Source organism: Mycobacterium sp. NGS29, from assembly GCF_059812965.1.
Genome location: NZ_JCALDR010000011.1, coordinates 23,564 through 42,938, shown reverse-complemented (window position 1 = coordinate 42,938; position 19,375 = coordinate 23,564). Strand labels below are relative to the sequence as shown.

Here is a 19,375-nt window from a genome sequence, read left to right as displayed (position 1 = left end):
CTGGCTGCGGACTGTAACAGCAATGCTGAGCGACTGTACAGCGCCGAACTATACAAAATCGGGCTGAAGTGTCACGCTCAAACGATGGATCCGCCCGACCGAACTGCCGGTACGCGGACCGTCTTCACCTTCTGCCGGTATTGCCTGGCCTCGTGCGGGATCGAGGTCAGCGTCGAGGACAACCGGGTGGTCAAGATCGCGGCCGACAAGCAGAATCCGCATAGTTGGCAGGACTTCTGCGCCAAGGGTCGCAACGCCGCCCAACTCGTCGAACACCCGCGCCGGATCCTCGCTCCGATGCGGCGCGTGGGCGACCGATATGTGGCGGCCTCCTGGGACGAGGCCATCGCCGACATCGCGACCCGGATGACCGCGCTGATCGACGCCGACGGACCCGACGCCATCGGCGCGTACTACGGCAACCCCGCCGGATATTCGTCGTCGAATCTGATCTTCATGAACGGCTGGCTGGACGCCGTCGGCACCCAGAATCGCTACGCGGTGGGCTCGGTCGACCAGAATGCGCTGCACGTGGTGGCCGAGGCGATGTACGGCTCGTCGATCATGGTGCCGGTCTCCGATATCGACCACTGCGACTACTTCCTGCTCGTCGGCGCCAATCCCGCAGTGAGCGCATGGAATTGGGTGGAAAGCGCCCCCGGCGGCTGGAAGCGCGCGCTGGCACGCCAACGGTCGGGCGCCAAGATCGTCGTCGTCGATCCGTTGCGCACCGAGTCCGCCGACAAGGCCGACGTCCATCTCGCCGTGCGTCCCGGCCAGGACTGGGCACTGCTGCTGGGCATGGTGAAGGTGATCCTGGAGGAGGATCTGCACCACTGCCTCGACTGCGCACGAATCACCAGCGGGCTGCCCGCGCTGCGGGCACTGGTGACTGAGGCAGACCTCGACGACCTGGCTCAACGCTGCGGCATACCGCGCATGCAGATCGAGTGCACGGCAAGGGAATTCGCGGGAGCCGCCGCGGCGATGGCGGTGACGCGCACCGGGATCTCGCTGCACGTGTCCGGCACCGTCGGTGAATGGCTGGGCCAGGTGCTCAACGTGATCACCGGGCGGATGGACCGGCCGGGTGGCCGGCGCTTCGAACCGGGTTACATCGACGCGTTGCAGCTGGCCGCCACCGCCAAACCCTCGGGGCACCGCAGTCGACTGGCCGGTCGCGCCATGGTGGCCGGGGCGCACGCGCTGAGCGAACTGCCGGCCGAGATCATCACCCCGGGGCCCGGGCAGATCCGCGCCCTGGTGATCAATTCCGGCAATCCGGTGGTCTCCGGTCCCGACGGTGCGGCGCTCGACCAGGCGCTGGCTCAACTCGACCTCTTGGTGGCGATCGACTTTGTGCAGCGCGAAAGTCACCGGCACGCGCACTGGTTACTGCCCGCGGTGCACTGGCTGGAGCGCGACGACCTGCTGGCGTTGACCAGCAATCTGCACGACGAGCCCTACGTGCAGTACGGCGTGCGTGCGGTCGATCCGCCCCCGGCCGCACGGGAGGAGTGGCGCGTCTTCGTCGACCTGGCGCTGGCCATGGACGTCCCCCTGTTCGGCGTCAAGGGCGTCAACGCGTTCGTCAAGACGAGCCGACGGCTGGCCCACGCCGTCCGACGGCCCACGCTGGCCTTCTCCCCGCACTGGATCAACCGGCTGATCGTCGTGATGTCGCGAAAGGTGAACGGCCGCAAGCTGAAATGGCGCGACTTGCTGGCTCACCCGCATGGCATGGTGCTCGGCCCGCGGGAGTACGGCCACTTCTCGGCTGCCTTGCGCACCGCCGACAAACGTGTCCAGGTGGCGCCACCGGAGTTCGTAACCCGCACCCGCGAGTTGCTGGCCAGTCCGCCACCCGAGGCGCCGTCCGACTACCCGTTCCAGCTGGGTAACCGCCGGCACCGGCACTCCATGAACTCGTTTCTCAACGACCTGCCCGGCCTGCATCCCGGCGGCAAGGGCAGCGCAGTGCTCATCCACCCGGCCGACGCCGCCGTCCTCGGTGTCCGCGACGGCGACCTGGTGCGGGTGTATTCGCCGGTCGGCGAGGTGCGGGCCACCGCGTCGCTGAGCGATCGGCCGCGGCGCGGCCTGATTGTGCTAGACCACGGCTGGGGTTCGCGGGTCTTCGACCCGCACGGCCGCGACGCGCCGCAATCATTCGGGGTGAACCGCAACCTGCTGATCGACGGCGAACCGGTCGATCCGCTTTCGCAGACCCCGGCGATGAGTTCTACCTACGTGGGCGTGGAACGCTGCGTCGGCGACATCCAGAACCACACGACGTTGGGCCGGCAACCGTCGGCACGGGTGCGCGATCCATGATCAACGACGGTGTCGCCCTGTCACGCTGCTAGCGTCGAGTCGGCACGCGCACGACGCGCGAATCGGTACGTCGGCGCGCGCTGCGGCGAGCCTGAGTTGCTGACCGATGATGACGGCTTCGTCGTTGCGCCCCAACCGTTTCAGGCATTCGTGGTAACCGTGCAGGCTCCACACGTTGCCGGGATGCTGACAACACCGGGCCAGCGTCGGGTCGAAGCCCAGATCAGCGGCGTACACCGCGGCCGCCTCGGCCACGTGGTCCTGCTCCAACAGCAGTGCCCCATAGGCGTGCCGGGTGGGCTGCATCCAGCCCCACGGCTCGTCGTAGGGTAGTGCGTCATCGAGTTCGACGGCGCGTCTCAGGTGTGCGAAAGCCTCGTCGAAAGAACCTGCCCGATAGGCGATTTCACCGTCAAGCATGGCGGCGGCCACCGCGAGGATGTCGCGGCTGGTGTTGTTGAACAAGTACCGCGTCTCCGGTATGCGCTGATACGCATCGGCGAAGGCCACGCGCGCCTTCTCAGCCTGTGCGATCTGGCCGGTGGCGGCCAGCGCGACACCGCGACCGTAGTGCACGGTTGCGGCGGTGGTGCAGTACAGCTGCGGGTCCGGCGGTAGCGCCTGCGCGGCCAACTCCGCCCAGCGACCGAATCGGACCAGGACATGAGTGCGCAGCGGCACGAATGCCTCCAGCCAGTCGGCCATCGGCGGGGACTGGATCGACAGCAGCTCGGGTGTCAGCTGCCCGGCGAGCTCGTCGGCAGCTTGCAGCGCGATGCGCGACTGTCCCTGGAACATCGCGGAATACACGATGAAGTGCAGATCGTGCGCACGGTACAACGAGTAGAAATTCAGCGGGCCCGCGCGGTCGAGGAAACGTCGATCCGCCTGCACCGCAGCACGGTTGGCGTCGATCGAACTGCCGTAGTCACCGCACAGCACGTCGATGTGGCTGGGCATGTGCTGCAGATGTCCGGCATCGGGCACCAGGCCGCGCAACGCGTCGGCGGCCGGCAGCGCCACCTCCGGCGTCGCCGACATCTCCATCGCGTGCAGATACAGGTGCAGGATGCCGGGGTGGGTACGGCCTGCCGGCTCGGCCATTGCCCGTTCGAGGATCGCTCGGGCCTCGACCACCCGCGAACCGGCGGCCGGCTCACCGGAAGCGGTGTCCCATAACGCCCATGCAGTGACGTTGAGCAGTGCGTCGGCGGCGAGGGCCTGCACGTCGAGGTCGTCGGGGTAGCTCGCGGCCAGCGCTGTCATCGCATCGGCGTACGCATCGAGAGCAGCGTCCAGCAGTGCGGTGTCCGCGGGGTCCTCGACGGGAAATCGGGTCCGCAGTGCGGCGATCAGGTCCTGCTCGACGGGGCTGCCGCGACCGGCGGCGGCCAGCGCAAGTTCAGCGCGGGCGCGGGCCAGCGAGGAGGTCAGATCGACGGGATCGAAAGCCGCCCAGGCTTTGTTGTAGTTGGGGCCCACCGCGTAGGCGATGCCCCACCGGGCGATGGCCAGATCCGGGTCTGCGTGCAGGGCGCGTTCGAAGCAGGCAATGGCCTCCTCATGGTTGAACGCGTAGGCCCACACCAGGCCACGATCGAACCAGAGCTGCGCGGACGGAGATGCGGTCTCGACCCGGCGGCGGTAGGAACCGAGGTCGTAGTACTGCTCGTCGGCGCTCACGTTCGCCCCAGCCGCTCCACGATGACGGCCCGCGCGGTGCGACCTTCGGGCGTCGGTGTCAGCGGGTAGACGTGCAGCAACCCGTCTTGTTCGTGGTAGTCGACGGATATGCCTGCGGCGGTGGCCTTGTCGACCAAAGCTCGGGCGTCGGGGTGCAGGATGTCGCGGGTGCCGCTGAAAATCGTCAGCGGACCCAGTCCGCTGAGGTCGGCCGCCAGCGGACTGACCCGCGGATCATCCACCGGCAGCTCGCCACGCCACCGCTCAGCGAACACGTGCAGGGCATCGCGACGCAACCACGGGTCGTCGACCGAATCGATGAGCGGATTGGACAGTGACAGGTCGACCACCGGTGAGATCAGCACCGTCTGCGGGACGACGACATCGTGATCGTCACGCAGTGACAGCGCCGTCGACAACGCGATCTGCCCGCCCGCGGAGTCGCCGGCCAGCCCTACGCTCTGCCCCCGCGCAACACTCGTGCGCACCATGTCCACAATCACTGGTACCACGTCGCCGGCGGTGGCGAACGGCACCAGCGGGTAGATGGGAACGATCACTTCCGCCTCGGATTCGGCGGCGATCTGTGCGGCCAATCGCCAATGCTGGCTTGCGATTTCGTTCACCCAGGCGCCACCGTGCAGATAGACGACGGTCCGTTCGGGCGGGCCGGTCTTGCGCTTCTTGGGCGTCAGCGTGTAGATCGGCCAACCCGTCCCACGCTCGAACGCCAACGCCACATCGCGCCGCAACCGCGGCGGCGGACCGAAGAGCTGCCGGTGCTGGGCGCAGTGTTCGATATGCGCGTGCGCCGCCGCCACGCTCGCATAGGCGCGCGTCCGACCCGTCCAGCGAAGCAGCGCCGGCAGCGCCCGACTCCGCAGACTTGTCAACGGTTCATCCCTTCGCCCTCCGCCGGCAACGGCTGCCACTGCCCCGCTACCGAAGTCGTCCAGTGCGGGGCGCGGCGTCCCAGAAACGCCGCTACGCCCTCGCGGGAGTCCGCGCTGCCCATCACCCGGTGATGCAGGCGCGTTTCCAGGTCCGCCACCCGGCGGGGTGGATAGCCGTTGATCATGGTGTCCCACAGCAGTCGCTTGCTCAGCGCGGCCGACATCGGCGCCACATTGACGGCGATGTCATAGGCCACCGCCATGGCATTGTCGAGCACCTGTTCGCTCGGCAGCGCGCGTACGGCGAGTCCCATCGCCACCGCCTCGGCCCCGCCGAAGCTCCGTCCGGTCAGCAACAGATCCGCCGCCACTGCCCCACCCACCAGGTGCGGCAGTGTCCAGTGCGCCATGCAATCCGGTATGATGCCGCGACGTACCTGTGCCACAGCATATTTGGCGTCTTCGGCCACGATCCGGATGTCAGTCTGCAGCGCAATGGTGAGGCCGATTCCGATCGCGTGCCCGTTGACCGCAGCGATCACCGGGGTGCGCAGTTCGAAGGCGGCGGGGTCGGTCGGTGACGCGGTGAACGCCTGGCCGGACGGCGCGTTGAACGGATCTGCTTCGGCGGCGAAGTCGGCACCGGCGCAAAAGGCCTCCCCGGCCCCGGTCAGCACGATCGCGCGTACCGCGTCGTCGTCGTCGCACTGCCGGTACGCCTGGTTGAGCAATGCACCCATCTCCGCGGTATAGGCGTTGCGGCGTTCCGGTCGGTTCAGGGTCAGCAGCGCGACGCCGTCTGCGATTGCGACGGTGAGATCGGCGCCCATCTGCGCAAACCTACCCGGTGGCCACGCTATCGTGGCGCAACGGCCATCTTGACCGTGCGGCAACAGGAGAACCGATGAGAGAAGAAGGCACCCAGTGACTGTCCAGACTCTGGACACCGACTACCTGGTGATCGGTGCCGGAGCTATGGGAATGGCGTTCACCGACACGCTGATCACCGAGTCGCAGGCCCGCGTGGTCATCGTCGACAAAGCACACCAGCCGGGCGGGCACTGGACTACCGCGTATCCCTTCGTGCGCCTGCACCAGCCGTCGGCCTACTACGGGGTGAATTCAAGGACGTTGGGCAACAACACCATCGACGGTGTCGGGTGGAATCAGGGACTTAATGAGCTTGCCCCCGTTGGCGAAGTCTGCGCGTATTTCGATGCCGTGATGCAACAGCAGTTCCTGCCTACCGGGCGGGTCGAGTACTTCCCGATGAGCGAATATCTGGGCGACAACCGTTTCCGCACCCTGGCGGGTGTTGAGTACAGCGTCAACGTGACGCGGCGTGTCGTGGATGCCACCTACCTGCGCGCGGTGGTGCCATCCATGCGCCCGGCGCCCTACGCCGTGGCTCCGGGCATCGACTGTGTGCCGCCCAACGAGTTGCCCCGGTTCGGCGCCCGGGACCGGTACGTGATCGTCGGCGCCGGCAAGACCGGCATGGACGTCTGTTTGTGGCTGCTGCGGCACGGTATCGGCGCCGAGCGGCTGACCTGGATCAAGCCCCGCGACTCCTGGCTGATGGACCGGGCCACGCTGCAACCGGGACCGTCGTTCATCAAGCAGTTCCGGGACAACTACGGCGCACAACTGGAAGCGATCGAGGCCGCGACATCGATCGAGGATCTGTTCGACAGGCTGGAGGCGGCCGGTACCCTGCTGCGACTCGACGCTGCGGTACGCCCGCGGATGTACCGCTGCGCGACGGTGTCGCAGCCGGAGTTTGAGCAACTCCGCCGGATCGAGGACGTGGTCAGGCTGGGGCACGTCCAACGCATCGAGCCGACCGAAATCGTGCTGGACCAGGGTTCCGTCACCTCGACACCGTCAACGCTCTACATCGACTGCACGGCCGACGGTGCGCCCGAGCGGCCCGCCACCGCGGTTTTCGACGGCAGTCAGCTGACGCTGCAGGCGGTGCGCGGGTGCCAGCAGGTGTTCAGTGCCGCGTTCACCGCCCATGTCGAGGTCGCCTACGCCGAGGATGCGGTGAAAAACGAGCTGTGCGAACCGATTCCGCATCCGGACCGCGATGTGGACTGGCTGCGTCTGACCCGTTCCGATCTGCGTAATTTCGCCCGCTGGCTCGACGATCCGGACCTGACCGATTGGCTGAGTGCCGCGCGACTGAATCTGCTCGCCGAGCTGCTGCCGCCGTTGTCGCACAAGCCACGGGTACGCGATCGGGTGGTGTCGATGTTCCAGTCGAAACTCAACACGGCCGCTGAGCAGTTGGAGAAGCTGCTCAGCGATGCCTAGCGGAGCAGCCGTGCCCGACAATGCCGAGCTGGACGCACCGCTGGTCGAGGTGCCCGACCAGGGATACGTGTATCGCACCGGCTGGCGGCTGGGCACATCCGACATCGACGAGCACCGCAGGCTGCGTCTGGACGGCGTCGCGCGCTACATCCAGGAGGTCGGTGCCGAGCATCTCGCCGATGCGCAGCTGGCCGAAGTCCACCCGCACTGGATCGTGCTGCGCACGGTGATCGACGTGTTCGAGCCCCTCGAGATACCCAGCGACATCACCTTCCGCCGGTGGTGTGCGGGACTCTCCAGCAGATGGTGCGACATGCGGGTGCAGCTGTTGGGCGCCGAGCGCGGTCGCATCGAGACCACGGGCTTCTGGATCTGCATGAACAAGGACACTCTGACCCCCTCGCGGCTCAGCGACGGCGCCGTTCAGCGGTTCGGCAGCACCACAGATGAGCACCGACTCAAGTGGCGGCCGTGGCTCATCGCACCGATCGAGGATGCGCGGGAAGTCACGTTTCCGTTGCGCCGCACCGACATCGACCTCTTCGAGCACGTCAACAACACGGTCTACTGGCACGGCGTACACGAAATACTCGGCCGCGTACCCGAACTGGAGCAGCGACCTTACCGCGCGGTGCTCGAATACCGCCGCCCCATCAAGTACGGCGAGAACTTGATCATCCGCTGGCAGCCCAGCGGCGACACCGTGCGCATGCATTTCACCGTGGGTGACGACGTGCGCGCAGCGGCTCTGGTGCGCAGAATCTAGTCGCCGCCGAAGCACTTCAGCTGTGCCGCGCGATCGTTGGCTGCGTGCCGTTGCGGCAACCCCGGACGCGTACTCTCGCGCTAATGCACGACGACAAAGCGCGCGATCTGGCAGTGGACTACTACCGCGTGTCCGGTGTGGTCCTCATCGTGCTGGGACACTGGCTCGCCGCGGCGATCACCTACCACGACGGCCAGTTCGGTCGGCAGAATCCACTTCTCGACCTGCCCTGGACGCAATGGCTGACCTGGATCTTCCAGGCGGTCCCGGTGTTCTTCCTGGTGGCCGGTTACGCCGGCGCGGTGTCCTGGAAACACCGTTACGACGGGGACAGCATGTCGCGTCAGGTGTGGCTGCGGCGTCGGCTGGCGCGCGTCCTCGGACCGACCGCCGTGTACGTCGCGCTGGTGTCCACCGCGGTGGCGATCCTGGATTACACCGGTGTCGCCGGGGCGGTGCTGGAGTACGCCGGCTGGGCGGTGGCCATGCACCTGTGGTTCCTCGCGGTCTACGTGGTGGTGGTGTCGCTGACGCCGATTGCGATTGCCGCCCAGCGACGTTGCGGCCTGTGGGCCCCGGCCATCCTGGGCGTAGCGGTGGTGCTCGTCGACGTGATCTCGCTCGCCGGGCAGGTGTGCTGGCTGGGCTGGCTGAATTACCTGCTGTGCTGGGCCGCGCTGTACCAGCTCGGAATAGCTTGGCGTGCCGGGTCATTGAGCGGCCGCCGCGCGATACTGCTGGCCGTCGGGTCGGCGGTGGCGCTGATGTTGCTGATCTGGCCCGGCCCGTACCCGGTGAGCATGATCGGCGTTCCGGGTCAGGCCATCCAGAACACCACACCCCCATCGATGGCGATGCTGGCGTTCGGGTGCATGCAGGCCGGGATCGCGGTGGCGGTGGCGCCGGCGCTGAACCGCGTGCTGGGGGGACGGTTCGTACACCGCGCCCTGGCGGTGGCCAACACCAACGTGATGGCCCTGTACCTGTGGCACATGCTGCCCGTGGTGATCGTGGCGGTCATCGCCTACCCGGCGGGGTTGTTGCCCCAGCCGCCTGAAGGAACCGCCGGGTGGTGGTTGGCGCGGCTGGAATGGTGGGCCGTGCTCGGCCTGGTCACCGCCCTAGAGCTGCTCGTGTTGTGGTGGGGCCGGCAGGTTTTCGCCGCGCCGTTGCCCAGCTTCGGGCTGCCGGTCGCGCCACGGTGGACCGAAGCGACGATGTTCACCGGCACCGCGGCCGCGGCGTACGCCCTGGCGTTCCTGGCCGCCTTGGGCTTTGCACCCGACGGCCATCTCCCCGGGCTGACCGTGCTCGTATTCGCCTGCGGGTTGACCCTGGTCGCGTTGTGTCCGGCGACGGCGAGTCGCGCGGCCGTGCCTCAGGATTCAGGTCTGCAGAACGAGTCTGCCGGCGACCGCTGACAGCTCGATCGCCGACCGGCGCGGGGTGGCGTCCCTATGCGGTGGCCGCGGTGGTGCGATCTGCTGAGCCGAGTCGCGCCAACTCCGGATAGGCCGGTCGGTGCGGCAGTACCGCCAATACCGGGAACGTGTCGGTTGCCGGCACTCCTGTGGGGTAGCCGGCCCGCAAGAAATTCACGAACTTCGCGACGGCGTCGATTACAACCATGTTCTTCACTTTCGTGGCCCGGAGAGGCCAGTGATTTCCCGCCAATCCGTGGGTCGAAACAACCCGGGCGCGTCTACAACGTCGCCAAGTGGGTAACCGCGACCACAATGCGAACGAGGGAGGGCCGTCGATGGCTGCCACGGAAGTAGGCGATTATCTGCTGCAGCGTCTGCGGGAATGGGGTGTCACCAAGGTCTTCGGCTACCCCGGTGACGGCATCAACGGTCTGCTCGCGGCCTGGGGGCGCGCCAAGAACGATCCGGCTTTCATCCAGGCCCGACATGAGGAGATGGCCGCGTTCGAGGCGGTCGGGTACGCGAAATTCGGTGGTGGGCTGGGGGTGTGCGCGGCCACCTCCGGGCCCGGCGCGATCCACCTGCTCAACGGCCTCTACGACGCGAAGCTCGACCGGGTGCCGGTGCTGGCCATCGTCGGTCAGACCAACCGCTCGGCGATCGGGGGTTCTTATCAGCAAGAGGTTGACTTGATGAGCCTCTTCAAGGACGTTGCCAGTGATTACGTGCAGATGGTCACGGTGCCCGAGCAATTGCCCAACGTGCTGGACCGCGCTATCCGTACCGCCCTGACCCGCCGGACGCCGACCGCGCTGATCATTCCCGCCGACGTGCAGGAGCTCGAGTATTCGGCGCCGACCCACGAGTTCAAGATGGTGCCGTCCAGTCTGGGATTCGAGCAACCCGTGGTCGAACCGTCGCACGAGGGCCTGCGGCAAGCTGCCGACGTGTTGAACGCGGGCGAGCGGGTGGCGATGTTGATCGGTTGCGGTGCACGCGATGCGGTGGCAGAGGTCACCGAGCTCGCAGATGTGCTGGGCGCCGGGGTTGCCAAGGCGCTGCTGGGCAAGGACGTACTTTCCGACGAATTGCCTTGGGTGACTGGGGCGATCGGCCTGCTGGGCACCCGCCCGAGCTATGAGATGATGCGGGACTGCGACACCTTGATCACCATCGGGTCGAGCTTCCCCTACTCGCAGTTCCTGCCGGAGTACGGCAAAGCACGTGGCGTGCAGATCGACATCGATCCGACGTTGATCGGAATGCGCTATCCCAACGAGGTGAACCTGGTCGGTGACGCCGCCGCCACGGTCCGCGCGCTGTTGCCGCTGCTGCGACGCAAATCCGACCGGACCTGGCGCGACACGATAGAGCGCAATGTGGCGCGGTGGTGGGAAACCATGGCGATGGAAGCCGATGTCGCCGCCGATCCGATCAACCCGATGCGGCTGTTCGCCGAGCTGTCCCCGCTGCTGCCCGACGATGCGATCGTCACCGCGGACTCCGGCTCCGCAGCGAATTGGTATGCGCGCCAACTGAAGTTGCGCGGCACGATGCGTGGATCGTTGTCCGGCACACTAGCCACCATGGGCCCGGCGGTCCCCTACGCCATCGGTGCAAAATTCTGTCAGCCGGACCGGCCGGTGATCGCGTTCGCCGGCGACGGCGCCATGCAGATGAACGGGATGGGCGAACTGATCACGATCGCGCACTACTGGCACCAGTGGCAGGACCCGCGACTGGTGATCGCGGTGCTGCACAACAACGACCTGAACCAGGTGACCTGGGAGATGCGCGCCATGGGCGGCGCGCCGAAGTTCCCGGAATCCCAGACACTTCCCGACGTCGACTATGCCGGCTTCGCCGCGAGTCTGGGGTTGGGCCATGCCACCCTGACCGATCCGGAGCAGATTTCCGCCGCTTGGGATAGGGCGCTGCACTCCGACCGCCCTACCGTACTGGACGTGCACTGCGACCCGGACATCCCGCCGGTGCCGCCGCACGCGACCTTCGAGCAGATGAAGAGCGCCGCCGGCGCGGTGTTGCGCGGCGACGAGGACGCCATCGGCATCATCAGAGAAGGCATCAAGATCAAAGCACAGGAGTTCCTGCCACACCGGAGCACTCGGAAACAGTGACGCGTATATTCCGCTCAGGCAGAGAGTAATTCGCGCAGACGCGCGCCTGGCCGACACCGCCTGGTCAGGCCCGCACGGAGCGCGTGGACCTGCGGTCCTGCGACTCGTTGCACGCGTGGGTGACACAGGCCACAGGTTTGATACCTCCGGCACGCGGAAACACCCCTTGATGCAGGGGAAGAAATCGGACAGACAAGTGCGGGAGAGCACGCGGTCCGGAACCTGTTGACCGAGCGCAATCGACGATCAGCGCGAAGTCGCCATGCACGCAAGTGAGCAACAGGAGGAATACATGGCCGAGAAGAGTGGACCCCAAGAGGCCGTCGAGGGTGTCGTCGAGGGCGTAAAGGGCAAGGCGAAGGAAGTCATCGGCGCCGTCACCGGCCGCGACGACGTCAAGCGTGAAGGCCAGGCTCAGCAGGACAAAGCCGACGCCCAGCGCGACGCCGCAAAGAAAGAGGCCGAGGCCGAAGCCGCCCGCGGTGGTGCCGAGGCTGCAGAGCAGCGCCAGAAGGCCAACCAGTAGTTTTCTCTCACGGAGAATGGGCCCAGTCCACGACTGGGCCCATTCTCGTATGATCATTCCCGGGACCGCTAGGACCGGCGTGTGCCGAGCCGTCCTATCGGAGTGTCGTCGAGATGTTCCAGCAGCTCGGCAGCATTCTCGAAAACTGCTATCGCACCGGCATTTTCAAGCTCGCCTCGGGACACACCCCCGCTGAGTACGCCGATGATCGGCACTTCGGCGCGTACGCACGCCTCGGCATCCCAGACGGCGTCTCCGACGAAGACAGCGCGCTCGGCGGTAACGCCGGCCTTGTCGAGTGCCACGTTGACAATGTCGGGTTTGGGTTTGGCGGTGTCGACATCATCTGCGGAGGTGACTGCGGCGACCACGTCGTCGCAGTCGAGCACCTCGCGGAGTAGCGACAGCTCGTCCGGCGGCGCTGACGTCGCCAGAACCACTTGCAAGCCCAGGTCAGCCACCCGTTGTAGCAGTTCGCGGGCCCCCGGTAGTGGCTGCAGCAGTGATGCAGACTCTTTGTAGTACTGAGAGTGGAGATCCTTCAATTTCGACTGCACATCATCTGACTCGCCCTCGGAGAACGACTTCACCAGAGTCGTGCCGTCCATCCCGATGGACCGGTGCACGCGCCACATCTCGGCATCGACGCCGAGTTCGGCGAAAGCCCGCTGCCAGGCTTGTACATGCAGGTAGTTGGAGTCCACCAGGGTGCCGTCGATATCGAACAGGACGGCGGGATTTGCCTGATTCTCGTTGCTGGACAAGGTGATCAGAAGATGATCGCGATGGCGGCGAAGTCGATGAGTAGCAACGCGAGTCCGGCCAGCGGAACCAGGTGGCCACGCCGGCGGAATGCGGTGAAGAAGGAGACGACGACCGTCAGCGCGGCCACCACCGGCGCGCCGTAGAACAGCACGCCGTACAGCAGTCCGCTGGGTCCCAGATTCGGGCAGTGCGCCGCGCTGCAGGCGGCCACGCTCATTGCCGCACCGACGGCGAAGATCATGATCAGAGCCGCCGCGGGCACGGTCAGCAACGCCAGCACCCAGTTCACCAACCCGCGACGCGAACGGTTGCTGTCCGACGGAGAAACGGGCGGGTCAGCGACGTGGTGGGTCGCCTCGCGTTGTTGCAGACTCATGGGCGCTCCTTGGTGGGTCACATTTTTCGACTACCCAGGCTGGTTGGACCGAAACCTGCGCGCTCAGACCCGGCACGCCAGCTCGGCCGCCCGACGCAGCCGGCGCCGCCATCGTCCGGCAGCCTCACCGGCGCGAAGTGGCGCGGCGATTCGCCTTCTTGATCGCTTCCACCAGTTCGGCTTTCGTCATCCGGGACCGGCCGGGCACGTCGAGACGACGGGCGATATCGAGCAGGTGCTTCTTGCTGGCGTTGGCGTCCACACCCTCGTCTGAGGGCAGCGGGTTGTCGAGCCCCCCGCGCTCGGCGCGGTCGTCGGACGGACCGCGTTGATCTTTGGCTTCCCAATGGTCGCCGACCTTTTCGTAACTGTGCTTGACCGCGGCGTAGGCGACCCGGTGGGCTCGCTCAGCGCTGTCGTACTGTTCGGCGGCAGCGTCGTGGGCCTTGGCGAAGGTGCGCTGCGCCTTCGCGCTCGACCGGCGCAACGTCGCGGGCAGTTCGTCTTTCTTCGGCGCGCCGCCCTTGGTGGTCTTCGGCATCTCAGCGCTCCAAATCTGTTCCGGCTCAAGAACTCTCAGCACGCTGCTGGGCGGCAGCGTAGCCAAGCTGCAGAAAATCGGCTCCCGCCAGCGCGGTGAACGTGCCGGCCATCAAACGGGTGAACCTGGGCGCAAACACCAGACCGAACGCGAAGCCGGTGGCGACCCACATGTCGAGGCAGAACGGGCAGGTCAGCAATTCGCCCATCGTGTGCCGAAAAGTGCTGTCGTGCCGCGCTTCTTCTTTCACCTCAGCCGGGCCTGCGGCGCCCTGGTAGCGGGTGAACGGCGCCCGGAGCGGGCTCGTCACCGCGTCTTTGGCGATTGTCCTGGACAGCTTGTGGGTACCGATCGTCACCAGCACCAGGTCTTGCGGATGCCAACGCTTCGGCAACCCCCGGCCGGTCACCCTGGCCGCCACCGTCGCCACGCTCACCACCAGGCAGTACAGCGCCATCGATGCGACGTATCCGGCCATCGGCCGGGATTCGGCGCCACGATAGGCATCGGCTTCCTGGCGCACCTTGTCGACGACGGCAACGCCTGCCTCGGTTATCTCAGCCATTTCGCTCCCTTTGACGCTTCCGCCGCGTCACCCATTCCAGTCATGAACCGTACGACGGATAGTTGTGCTGCTTCAGGATCCGCGCCAGATGAACTGCATTGCGCGCCGCTGCTGCGGTGGCCGACGCCACCGCTTCGGGCACCTCGTCGAGATCGTTGTAATCGACGGTTTCCATGGCGCGACCGTTCCAATAGGTGCTGGCCTGCGCCGGCAAGCTGAAGCCAATGTCGTTGAGCCCCTGGAACACATCGGCGATGACCTTGTGGGCCCCGTCCTCGTTGCCGACCACGCTGACCAGCGCCACTTTGCCGACCATCGCCGGCGTCCCGTCGTCGTCAGTATTGGACAGTTCGGCGTCGAGCCGCTCCAGCACGCGTTGCGTGATGCTTGACGGATGCCCCAGCCAGACCGGTGTGCTGATGAGCAGGATGTCGGCGGCCAGAATTTTTTTGCGGATGTCCGGCCACTCGTCACCGTCGCCCATGTCGCTTTCGACACCGGGTGCGATGTTGTGGTCGACACAACGAATGAGCTCACATTCGACCCCGGCACCGCCCAATTCCCTGCTGACATGTTCGGCGATGAGTTCGCTGCTCGAGGCCGCCGGACTGGGTTTGAGGCTGCATACCAGACCCAGGGCGCGCAGCGGCGGCAAGGAGTCAGTCACCCTGGGCAGATACCCGCTAGTCGGGTGGCAAAACGCGATGAGTTGCCGTCGTCGCCACCGGGTAACCGGCCGGGATGGATCAGTCGCAGGCGCCGTTGCTCGAAGCGCTGGATGATTACCACCGCTACCACCGCTACGGCTTCACCCCGCCGGGCCACCGGCAGGGCGCCGGCGCCGACGACCGGGTGTTGGCGATCATGGGCAAAGACCCGTTCCGCAACGACGTCCTGGCCAGCGGCGGCCTCGACGATCGGCTGAGCCGCGGGAAATACCTCAGCCGCGCAGAAGAATTGATGGCCGATGCGGTGGGTGCCGACTCGGCGTTCTTCTCGACGTGCGGCAGTTCACTGTCGGTGAAGGCGGCGATGCTGGCGGTGGCCGGGGGTGCCGACGGTGGCTTGCTGGTGGCCCGGGACAGTCACAAGTCGATCGTTGCGGGCCTGATCTTCTCCGGTGTCCGGCCGCAGTGGATCGCGCCGCGGTGGGACAGCGACCACCACTTGTCCCATCCGCCGTCGCCGGATCAGGTGCGGGAAGCCTGGGACCGGCATCCTGATGCCGCCGGCGCGCTGATCGTCAGCCCCAGTCCGTACGGCACCTGTGCCGACATCGCCGGTATCGCCGAGGTCTGCCACAGCCGCGGCAAGCCGCTGATCGTTGACGAGGCGTGGGGGGCTCATCTGCCGTTTCACGAGGACCTGCCGACCTGGGCGATGGACGCCGGTGCCGACGTCTGTGTGGTCAGCGTGCACAAGATGGGAGCGGGATTCGAACAGGGGTCGGTCTTTCATGTGCAGGGCGACCTGGTGGACGCCAAACATCTGTCGGCCTGCGCCGACCTGCTGATGACCACCAGCCCGAATGTGATGGTCTACGCCGCCCTGGACGGCTGGCGCCGCCAGATGGTGGAGCACGGCCATGAGTTGTTGAGCGCGGAGCTCGAACTGGCCCGGGTGTTGCGGACCAGGCTGTCGGAAATTGCCGACCTCGCTGTGCTCCAGGACGAGTTGCTGGGCAAGGAGGCGTCCCACGACCTGGACACCACCCAGGTGCTGATGGACGTGTCCGCAACTCGGACATCGGGATATCAGGCCGCCGACTGGCTGCGGGAAAACTGCCACCTCGACGTCGGAATGAGCGATCACCGTCGGATTCTGGCCACCATGTCTTTTGCCGACGACCACCGGACCGTTGCGCGACTTGTGCAGGCGATGACCCAATGGCGCAGCGCCGCAGCTGATTTCGACGAACCGCCACAGATTCGGCTGCCCGCACCGGACGAGCTGCAGCTGGAGTCGGTCCACCTGCCGCGCGACGCATTCTTCGGCCCGGCCGAGATGGTACCGGCGGCCAGAGCGGCCGGGCGGATCGCCGCCGAGCAGATCACCCCTTACCCGCCGGGCATTCCGGCGGTCGTGCCCGGCGAACGTCTCAACGAAGCCGTTGTCGACTACCTGCGTTCGGGCGCCGCGGCCGGCATGAACCTGCCTGATGCCACCGATTCAAGCGCCAAGGAGTTCCGTGTGGTCGCCTGAGCGCTCTACTCGGTGCCGCCCAACGTGCGGTTGGCCGACCGCAAGTCCGTATTGGCGGCAGTCAATTCGGCGTTGTGGTCCTCCAGACTCAGGATCCGCGCAATACCGGCCAGATTGACACCGGCCTCGACCAGCGCACTGATCCGCTTGAGTCGGGCCAGGTCCGCGCCGCTGTACCGACGGGTTCCGCCCTCACTGCGGGCCGGCGTGACCAGCCCATACCGCTCGTAGAGGCGCAGCGACTGCACGGCGATACCGGACAGTTCCGCGGCGACCGATATCCCGTATACACCGTGATCGGGTGCCGGTACGTCGACACGATCGGCCATTCACAATCCCCTCACATGCGCCACAGAAAACCTGTTTACCATACTTGCGAACAACTATCGAGAGTGTTATAAAAAATCTATGCCAGTTGGCATAGATAGTGAAGTCGCTCAGAGCAGACAGGAGTAAGGAGTGACCGCCATGCTGATGCGTACTGACCCGTTCCGTGAACTGGACCGATTCGCCCAGCAGGTGCTAGGAACAGCGGCGCGACCAGCAGTGATGCCGATGGACGCCTGGCGCGAGGGTGAGGAGTTCGTCGTCGAGTTCGACCTTCCCGGCGTCAGCGCCGACTCGCTCGACATCGACATCGAACGCAACGTGGTGACCGTGCGTGCGGAACGTCCCAGCCTCGACCCCGGCCGCGAAATGCTCGCCACCGAGCGGCCGCGCGGAGTTTTCAGCCGCCAACTGGTCCTTGGTGACAACCTCGACACCGAAAAGATCGAGGCCTCCTACGACGGAGGTGTGCTGCGGCTGCGCATTCCGGTCGCCGAGCGGGCAAAACCGCGCAAGATTTCCGTCGGTCTCCGCAATGGCCACAAGTCGATCGCCGAGGAGAACAGCCGGGAGGTGATAAACGCCTGATTACGCACTGGTTCGGGCCGCGGCCGTGGCCGGCGCTACGGCCGCGCCCGCACCGCGTCAGGCGGCACCGGCCGGTGCAGCTGTGCAACTGAATCTAGGGAAGGCGGCGTCCGCGATGTCCAGGGATCTCGAGGGTCCGACGACACCACCGGGACAGGCCGCGTCCGAGGGGGCGTCCCAGCGGCAGGGTTCGTTTCGGTTCTTCATCGCCGACCAGCGCTGGGAATGGTCAGACCAACTGCAGCTGATGCACGGTTACCAACCGGGCAGCATCAGCCCCACCACCGAACTGGTGCTGTCGCACAAACATCCCGACGACCGCGACAAGGTCGCCGCAGCCATCGCGGACACGGTGAAAACCGGCAGAGCGTGGCGCACGCGTCACCGCATCATCGACGCCACCGGACAGGTGCACCACGTCGTCGTGGTGAGCGACCAGCTCCTCGACGATCACGGAGAGGTTATCGGCACCCATGGCTTCTATGTCGACGTCTCCCCCATCGCCGGCCGGGCGCAAGAAGCACTGGTCACCGCGAAGTTGGCGGAGATCGCCGAGAACCGCGCCGCCATCGAACAAGCCAAAGGCATGTTGATGCTGATCTACGGCATCGACGACGATGCGGCGTTCGATCTACTTAAGTGGCTGTCCCAGGAATCCAACATCAAGCTGCGGGCGCTGGCCGAACAGATCGTCAGGGACTTCCGCACCGTAACGCCCGCAGTTGCCCCGAAGAATGACTTCGACCAGCTGCTGCTGACCGCACACCGGCGGGTCGGCCGCACCACTACCTGAGGTTTCAGCCCTTCAGTTCGATGCGCCCTCGGTGTCGTCGAAGAACGACCATTCTCCGTCTGCGTTGACCTCCAGACGCCAGCCCAGCTCGGAGTTGTCGGCGACCTGGTCGACGAACCAGGCGTGGGCATCTTCGGCGCTTTCGATCTCCTTGGTCGCGACGACTTCACCGTGCGGGTCCATAACTCTGAATTCAGCCATGCCACAGGGGTTCCCACGAGGCCGGGTTTCAACCCGGGTGATCACCGGGCGACGATCACCGGCATCCGCGCTGAGTGCACCACCGCGTTGCTCACCGAACCCAGCAACGCCCCGGCGATGGCACCTCGCCCGTGACTGCCCACGACGACGAGTTGAGCCGATTCCGATCGCGCGACGAGTTGGTGGGCCGGACGATCGGACACCACGACCGGGGAAACGGTGACGTCTGGATACCGCTCCCGCCAACCGGCCAGCCGTTCGGCCAGACTGAGCTCGGCTTCAACCTTGACCTGCGACCAGTCCAGTCCCGGCAGCTCGATCACTTCCCGGTCGCTCCAGGCGTGCAGCGCGATGAGTTCGACGCCCCGGCGCGAGGCCTGGTCGAAAGCCAGCGCGGTCGCCGCTTCCGATGCCGGCGACCCGTCGATACCCAGCAGCACCGGCGCACCGAGCGGATTGGGCATCAGCGGATCTTCGTCGTGGATGACAGCGACCGGGCACTTGGCGTGCCGCACCACGCTGGAACTGACCGAACCGAGCAACAACCGGGCCACGGCTCCCCGACCAGACGATCCCACCACCAAAAGATTTGCGTGTGTTGAGATTTCGATCATCGTGGCCACCGGGGTGGCAAAGATCAGTTCGCTGTTGACGGTCAGCTTGCGGTCCGGTGGGACGGATTTCTCGGCGAGCTGGACCGCCTCGGCGACGATCTTGCGTCCGCCGTCTTCCTGCCAGACCGTCCAGGTATCCGGGTAGGGCATCGGCGGCCAGGTCGACACGTCGGTGTTGACCACGTGCACGACGGTCAACGGGATGTTCTTGAGGGCCGCATCGCGGGCCGCCCATACGACAGCCGCGTTCGATGCAGGCGAACCGTCGGCGCCGACCACGACCCCGTCGGCCTTGATGTTCCCGGCTGCCGTCATCTCGCGGC

Annotated in this window: 21 protein-coding genes; 9 read left to right on the top strand and 12 right to left on the bottom strand. The window is 66.2% G+C overall.

The features are described from left to right. Positions 1–84 precede the first annotated feature (84 nt). Complete coding sequence (locus AC5Y5Z_RS16025) at positions 85–2,334, top strand: molybdopterin-containing oxidoreductase family protein (protein ID WP_499926231.1); 2,250 nt, start codon at positions 85–87, stop codon at positions 2,332–2,334. Here AC5Y5Z_RS16025 and AC5Y5Z_RS16020 read toward each other — a convergent pair whose 3' ends face one another. From AC5Y5Z_RS16020 to AC5Y5Z_RS16010, 3 genes are read right to left on the bottom strand one after another with little or no spacing between them, the layout of a single operon-like run. After that, complete coding sequence (locus AC5Y5Z_RS16020; RefSeq protein ID WP_499926229.1) at positions 2,335–4,017, bottom strand: tetratricopeptide repeat protein; 1,683 nt, start codon at positions 4,015–4,017, stop codon at positions 2,335–2,337. Beyond that, positions 4,014–4,910 carry an alpha/beta hydrolase gene (locus tag AC5Y5Z_RS16015; RefSeq protein WP_499926227.1) on the bottom strand — a complete coding sequence of 299 codons (897 nt, stop codon included), beginning with the start codon at positions 4,908–4,910 and terminating at the stop codon, positions 4,014–4,016. The genes AC5Y5Z_RS16020 and AC5Y5Z_RS16015 overlap by 4 nt, the downstream gene beginning before the upstream one ends. Next, positions 4,907–5,740, bottom strand: coding sequence for an enoyl-CoA hydratase-related protein (locus AC5Y5Z_RS16010; RefSeq protein WP_499926225.1), 834 nt, complete (start codon positions 5,738–5,740; stop codon positions 4,907–4,909). The genes AC5Y5Z_RS16015 and AC5Y5Z_RS16010 overlap by 4 nt, the downstream gene beginning before the upstream one ends. Before the next feature lie 94 nt (positions 5,741–5,834). Between AC5Y5Z_RS16010 and AC5Y5Z_RS16005 the strand changes: the two genes are divergently transcribed. The 3 genes from AC5Y5Z_RS16005 (at position 5,835) to AC5Y5Z_RS15995 (ending at position 9,413) form a co-directional block, all read left to right on the top strand. Next, positions 5,835–7,226: an NAD(P)-binding protein gene (locus tag AC5Y5Z_RS16005; RefSeq protein ID WP_499926223.1), complete on the top strand. Its 1,392-nt coding sequence runs from the start codon at positions 5,835–5,837 to the stop codon at positions 7,224–7,226. Then, a complete protein-coding gene (locus tag AC5Y5Z_RS16000; protein WP_499926221.1) occupies positions 7,219–7,992 on the top strand; it encodes an acyl-[acyl-carrier-protein] thioesterase in 774 nt (257 codons plus the stop codon). Before AC5Y5Z_RS16005 ends, AC5Y5Z_RS16000 begins: the two co-directional genes overlap by 8 nt. Positions 7,993–8,075: 83 nt before the next feature. Next, entirely contained in the window at positions 8,076–9,413 is a 1,338-nt protein-coding gene (locus AC5Y5Z_RS15995; RefSeq protein ID WP_499926219.1) for an acyltransferase family protein, read from the top strand. A gap of 34 nt (positions 9,414–9,447) precedes the next feature. Here the strand turns inward: AC5Y5Z_RS15995 and AC5Y5Z_RS15990 are convergent, their stop codons facing one another. Next, positions 9,448–9,621, bottom strand: coding sequence for a DUF3349 domain-containing protein (locus tag AC5Y5Z_RS15990; RefSeq protein ID WP_463824342.1), 174 nt, complete (start codon positions 9,619–9,621; stop codon positions 9,448–9,450). A 130-nt stretch (positions 9,622–9,751) separates the two neighbouring features. Here AC5Y5Z_RS15990 and AC5Y5Z_RS15985 point away from each other — a divergent pair, with 130 nt between their 5' ends. Both AC5Y5Z_RS15985 and mbp1 read left to right on the top strand, forming a co-directional pair. Next, complete coding sequence (locus AC5Y5Z_RS15985) at positions 9,752–11,554, top strand: thiamine pyrophosphate-requiring protein (RefSeq protein ID WP_499926217.1); 1,803 nt, start codon at positions 9,752–9,754, stop codon at positions 11,552–11,554. Between the two features lie 292 nt (positions 11,555–11,846). Continuing rightward, complete coding sequence (gene mbp1, locus AC5Y5Z_RS15980) at positions 11,847–12,080, top strand: microaggregate-binding protein 1 (protein ID WP_463824344.1); 234 nt, start codon at positions 11,847–11,849, stop codon at positions 12,078–12,080. Positions 12,081–12,148: 68 nt separating this feature from the next. Here mbp1 and AC5Y5Z_RS15975 read toward each other — a convergent pair whose 3' ends face one another. The 5 genes from AC5Y5Z_RS15975 to AC5Y5Z_RS15955 all read right to left on the bottom strand — a co-directional run bounded on the left by AC5Y5Z_RS15975 (position 12,149) and on the right by AC5Y5Z_RS15955 (position 14,994). Then, the gene (locus tag AC5Y5Z_RS15975) at positions 12,149–12,844 is read right to left on the bottom strand and encodes an HAD family hydrolase (protein WP_463824345.1); all 696 of its coding nucleotides are present in this window, start codon (positions 12,842–12,844) and stop codon (positions 12,149–12,151) included. Positions 12,845–12,849: 5 nt separating this feature from the next. Then, the gene (locus AC5Y5Z_RS15970; protein ID WP_499926214.1) at positions 12,850–13,221 is read right to left on the bottom strand and encodes a hypothetical protein; all 372 of its coding nucleotides are present in this window, start codon (positions 13,219–13,221) and stop codon (positions 12,850–12,852) included. A gap of 124 nt (positions 13,222–13,345) precedes the next feature. After that, positions 13,346–13,762 (bottom strand): ChaB family protein, encoded by a 417-nt coding sequence (locus AC5Y5Z_RS15965; protein ID WP_499926212.1) that lies wholly within the window; start codon positions 13,760–13,762, stop codon positions 13,346–13,348. A gap of 25 nt (positions 13,763–13,787) precedes the next feature. Then, on the bottom strand, positions 13,788–14,327 hold the full coding sequence (locus AC5Y5Z_RS15960) for a DUF1360 domain-containing protein (RefSeq protein WP_463824348.1): 540 nt from the start codon (positions 14,325–14,327) through the stop codon (positions 13,788–13,790). 40 nt (positions 14,328–14,367) lie between these two features. Continuing rightward, entirely contained in the window at positions 14,368–14,994 is a 627-nt protein-coding gene (locus AC5Y5Z_RS15955) for a flavodoxin family protein (RefSeq protein ID WP_499926210.1), read from the bottom strand. A 74-nt stretch (positions 14,995–15,068) separates the two neighbouring features. Between AC5Y5Z_RS15955 and AC5Y5Z_RS15950 the strand changes: the two genes are divergently transcribed. Then, complete coding sequence (locus tag AC5Y5Z_RS15950; RefSeq protein ID WP_499926208.1) at positions 15,069–16,529, top strand: aminotransferase class I/II-fold pyridoxal phosphate-dependent enzyme; 1,461 nt, start codon at positions 15,069–15,071, stop codon at positions 16,527–16,529. A gap of 5 nt (positions 16,530–16,534) precedes the next feature. Here AC5Y5Z_RS15950 and AC5Y5Z_RS15945 read toward each other — a convergent pair whose 3' ends face one another. After that, a complete protein-coding gene (locus AC5Y5Z_RS15945) occupies positions 16,535–16,858 on the bottom strand; it encodes a MerR family transcriptional regulator (protein ID WP_463824351.1) in 324 nt (107 codons plus the stop codon). A gap of 139 nt (positions 16,859–16,997) precedes the next feature. On the opposite strand from AC5Y5Z_RS15945, the gene AC5Y5Z_RS15940 reads away from it, so the two are divergent. Next, positions 16,998–17,444 (top strand): Hsp20/alpha crystallin family protein, encoded by a 447-nt coding sequence (locus AC5Y5Z_RS15940; RefSeq protein WP_499926407.1) that lies wholly within the window; start codon positions 16,998–17,000, stop codon positions 17,442–17,444. Positions 17,445–17,559: 115 nt separating this feature from the next. Beyond that, a complete protein-coding gene (locus AC5Y5Z_RS15935) occupies positions 17,560–18,237 on the top strand; it encodes a PAS and ANTAR domain-containing protein (RefSeq protein WP_499926205.1) in 678 nt (225 codons plus the stop codon). A gap of 12 nt (positions 18,238–18,249) precedes the next feature. Here the strand turns inward: AC5Y5Z_RS15935 and AC5Y5Z_RS15930 are convergent, their stop codons facing one another. After that, positions 18,250–18,438, bottom strand: coding sequence for a hypothetical protein (locus tag AC5Y5Z_RS15930; protein WP_463824353.1), 189 nt, complete (start codon positions 18,436–18,438; stop codon positions 18,250–18,252). A 41-nt stretch (positions 18,439–18,479) separates the two neighbouring features. Next, positions 18,480–19,367: a universal stress protein gene (locus AC5Y5Z_RS15925; protein WP_463824354.1), complete on the bottom strand. Its 888-nt coding sequence runs from the start codon at positions 19,365–19,367 to the stop codon at positions 18,480–18,482. Positions 19,368–19,375: the final 8 nt, after the last annotated feature.

What these genes read in the sequence shown, in the direction of transcription:
- AC5Y5Z_RS16025 (WP_499926231.1), top strand. Translation starts at nt 85, where the DNA reads ATGGATCCGCCCGACCGAACTGCCGGTACGCGGACCGTCTTCACCTTC.
- AC5Y5Z_RS16010 (WP_499926225.1), bottom strand. Translation starts at nt 5,740, where the DNA reads ATGGGCGCCGATCTCACCGTCGCAATCGCAGACGGCGTCGCGCTGCTG.
- AC5Y5Z_RS16000 (WP_499926221.1), top strand. Translation starts at nt 7,219, where the DNA reads ATGCCTAGCGGAGCAGCCGTGCCCGACAATGCCGAGCTGGACGCACCG.
- AC5Y5Z_RS15995 (WP_499926219.1), top strand. Translation starts at nt 8,076, where the DNA reads ATGCACGACGACAAAGCGCGCGATCTGGCAGTGGACTACTACCGCGTG.
- AC5Y5Z_RS15990 (WP_463824342.1), bottom strand. Translation starts at nt 9,621, where the DNA reads ATGGTTGTAATCGACGCCGTCGCGAAGTTCGTGAATTTCTTGCGGGCC.
- AC5Y5Z_RS15985 (WP_499926217.1), top strand. Translation starts at nt 9,752, where the DNA reads ATGGCTGCCACGGAAGTAGGCGATTATCTGCTGCAGCGTCTGCGGGAA.
- mbp1 (WP_463824344.1), top strand. Translation starts at nt 11,847, where the DNA reads ATGGCCGAGAAGAGTGGACCCCAAGAGGCCGTCGAGGGTGTCGTCGAG.
- AC5Y5Z_RS15970 (WP_499926214.1), bottom strand. Translation starts at nt 13,221, where the DNA reads ATGAGTCTGCAACAACGCGAGGCGACCCACCACGTCGCTGACCCGCCC.
- AC5Y5Z_RS15965 (WP_499926212.1), bottom strand. Translation starts at nt 13,762, where the DNA reads ATGCCGAAGACCACCAAGGGCGGCGCGCCGAAGAAAGACGAACTGCCC.
- AC5Y5Z_RS15960 (WP_463824348.1), bottom strand. Translation starts at nt 14,327, where the DNA reads ATGGCTGAGATAACCGAGGCAGGCGTTGCCGTCGTCGACAAGGTGCGC.
- AC5Y5Z_RS15950 (WP_499926208.1), top strand. Translation starts at nt 15,069, where the DNA reads ATGGATCAGTCGCAGGCGCCGTTGCTCGAAGCGCTGGATGATTACCAC.
- AC5Y5Z_RS15945 (WP_463824351.1), bottom strand. Translation starts at nt 16,858, where the DNA reads ATGGCCGATCGTGTCGACGTACCGGCACCCGATCACGGTGTATACGGG.
- AC5Y5Z_RS15940 (WP_499926407.1), top strand. Translation starts at nt 16,998, where the DNA reads ATGCTGATGCGTACTGACCCGTTCCGTGAACTGGACCGATTCGCCCAG.
- AC5Y5Z_RS15935 (WP_499926205.1), top strand. Translation starts at nt 17,560, where the DNA reads ATGTCCAGGGATCTCGAGGGTCCGACGACACCACCGGGACAGGCCGCG.
- AC5Y5Z_RS15930 (WP_463824353.1), bottom strand. Translation starts at nt 18,438, where the DNA reads ATGGCTGAATTCAGAGTTATGGACCCGCACGGTGAAGTCGTCGCGACC.
- AC5Y5Z_RS15925 (WP_463824354.1), bottom strand. Translation starts at nt 19,367, where the DNA reads ATGACGGCAGCCGGGAACATCAAGGCCGACGGGGTCGTGGTCGGCGCC.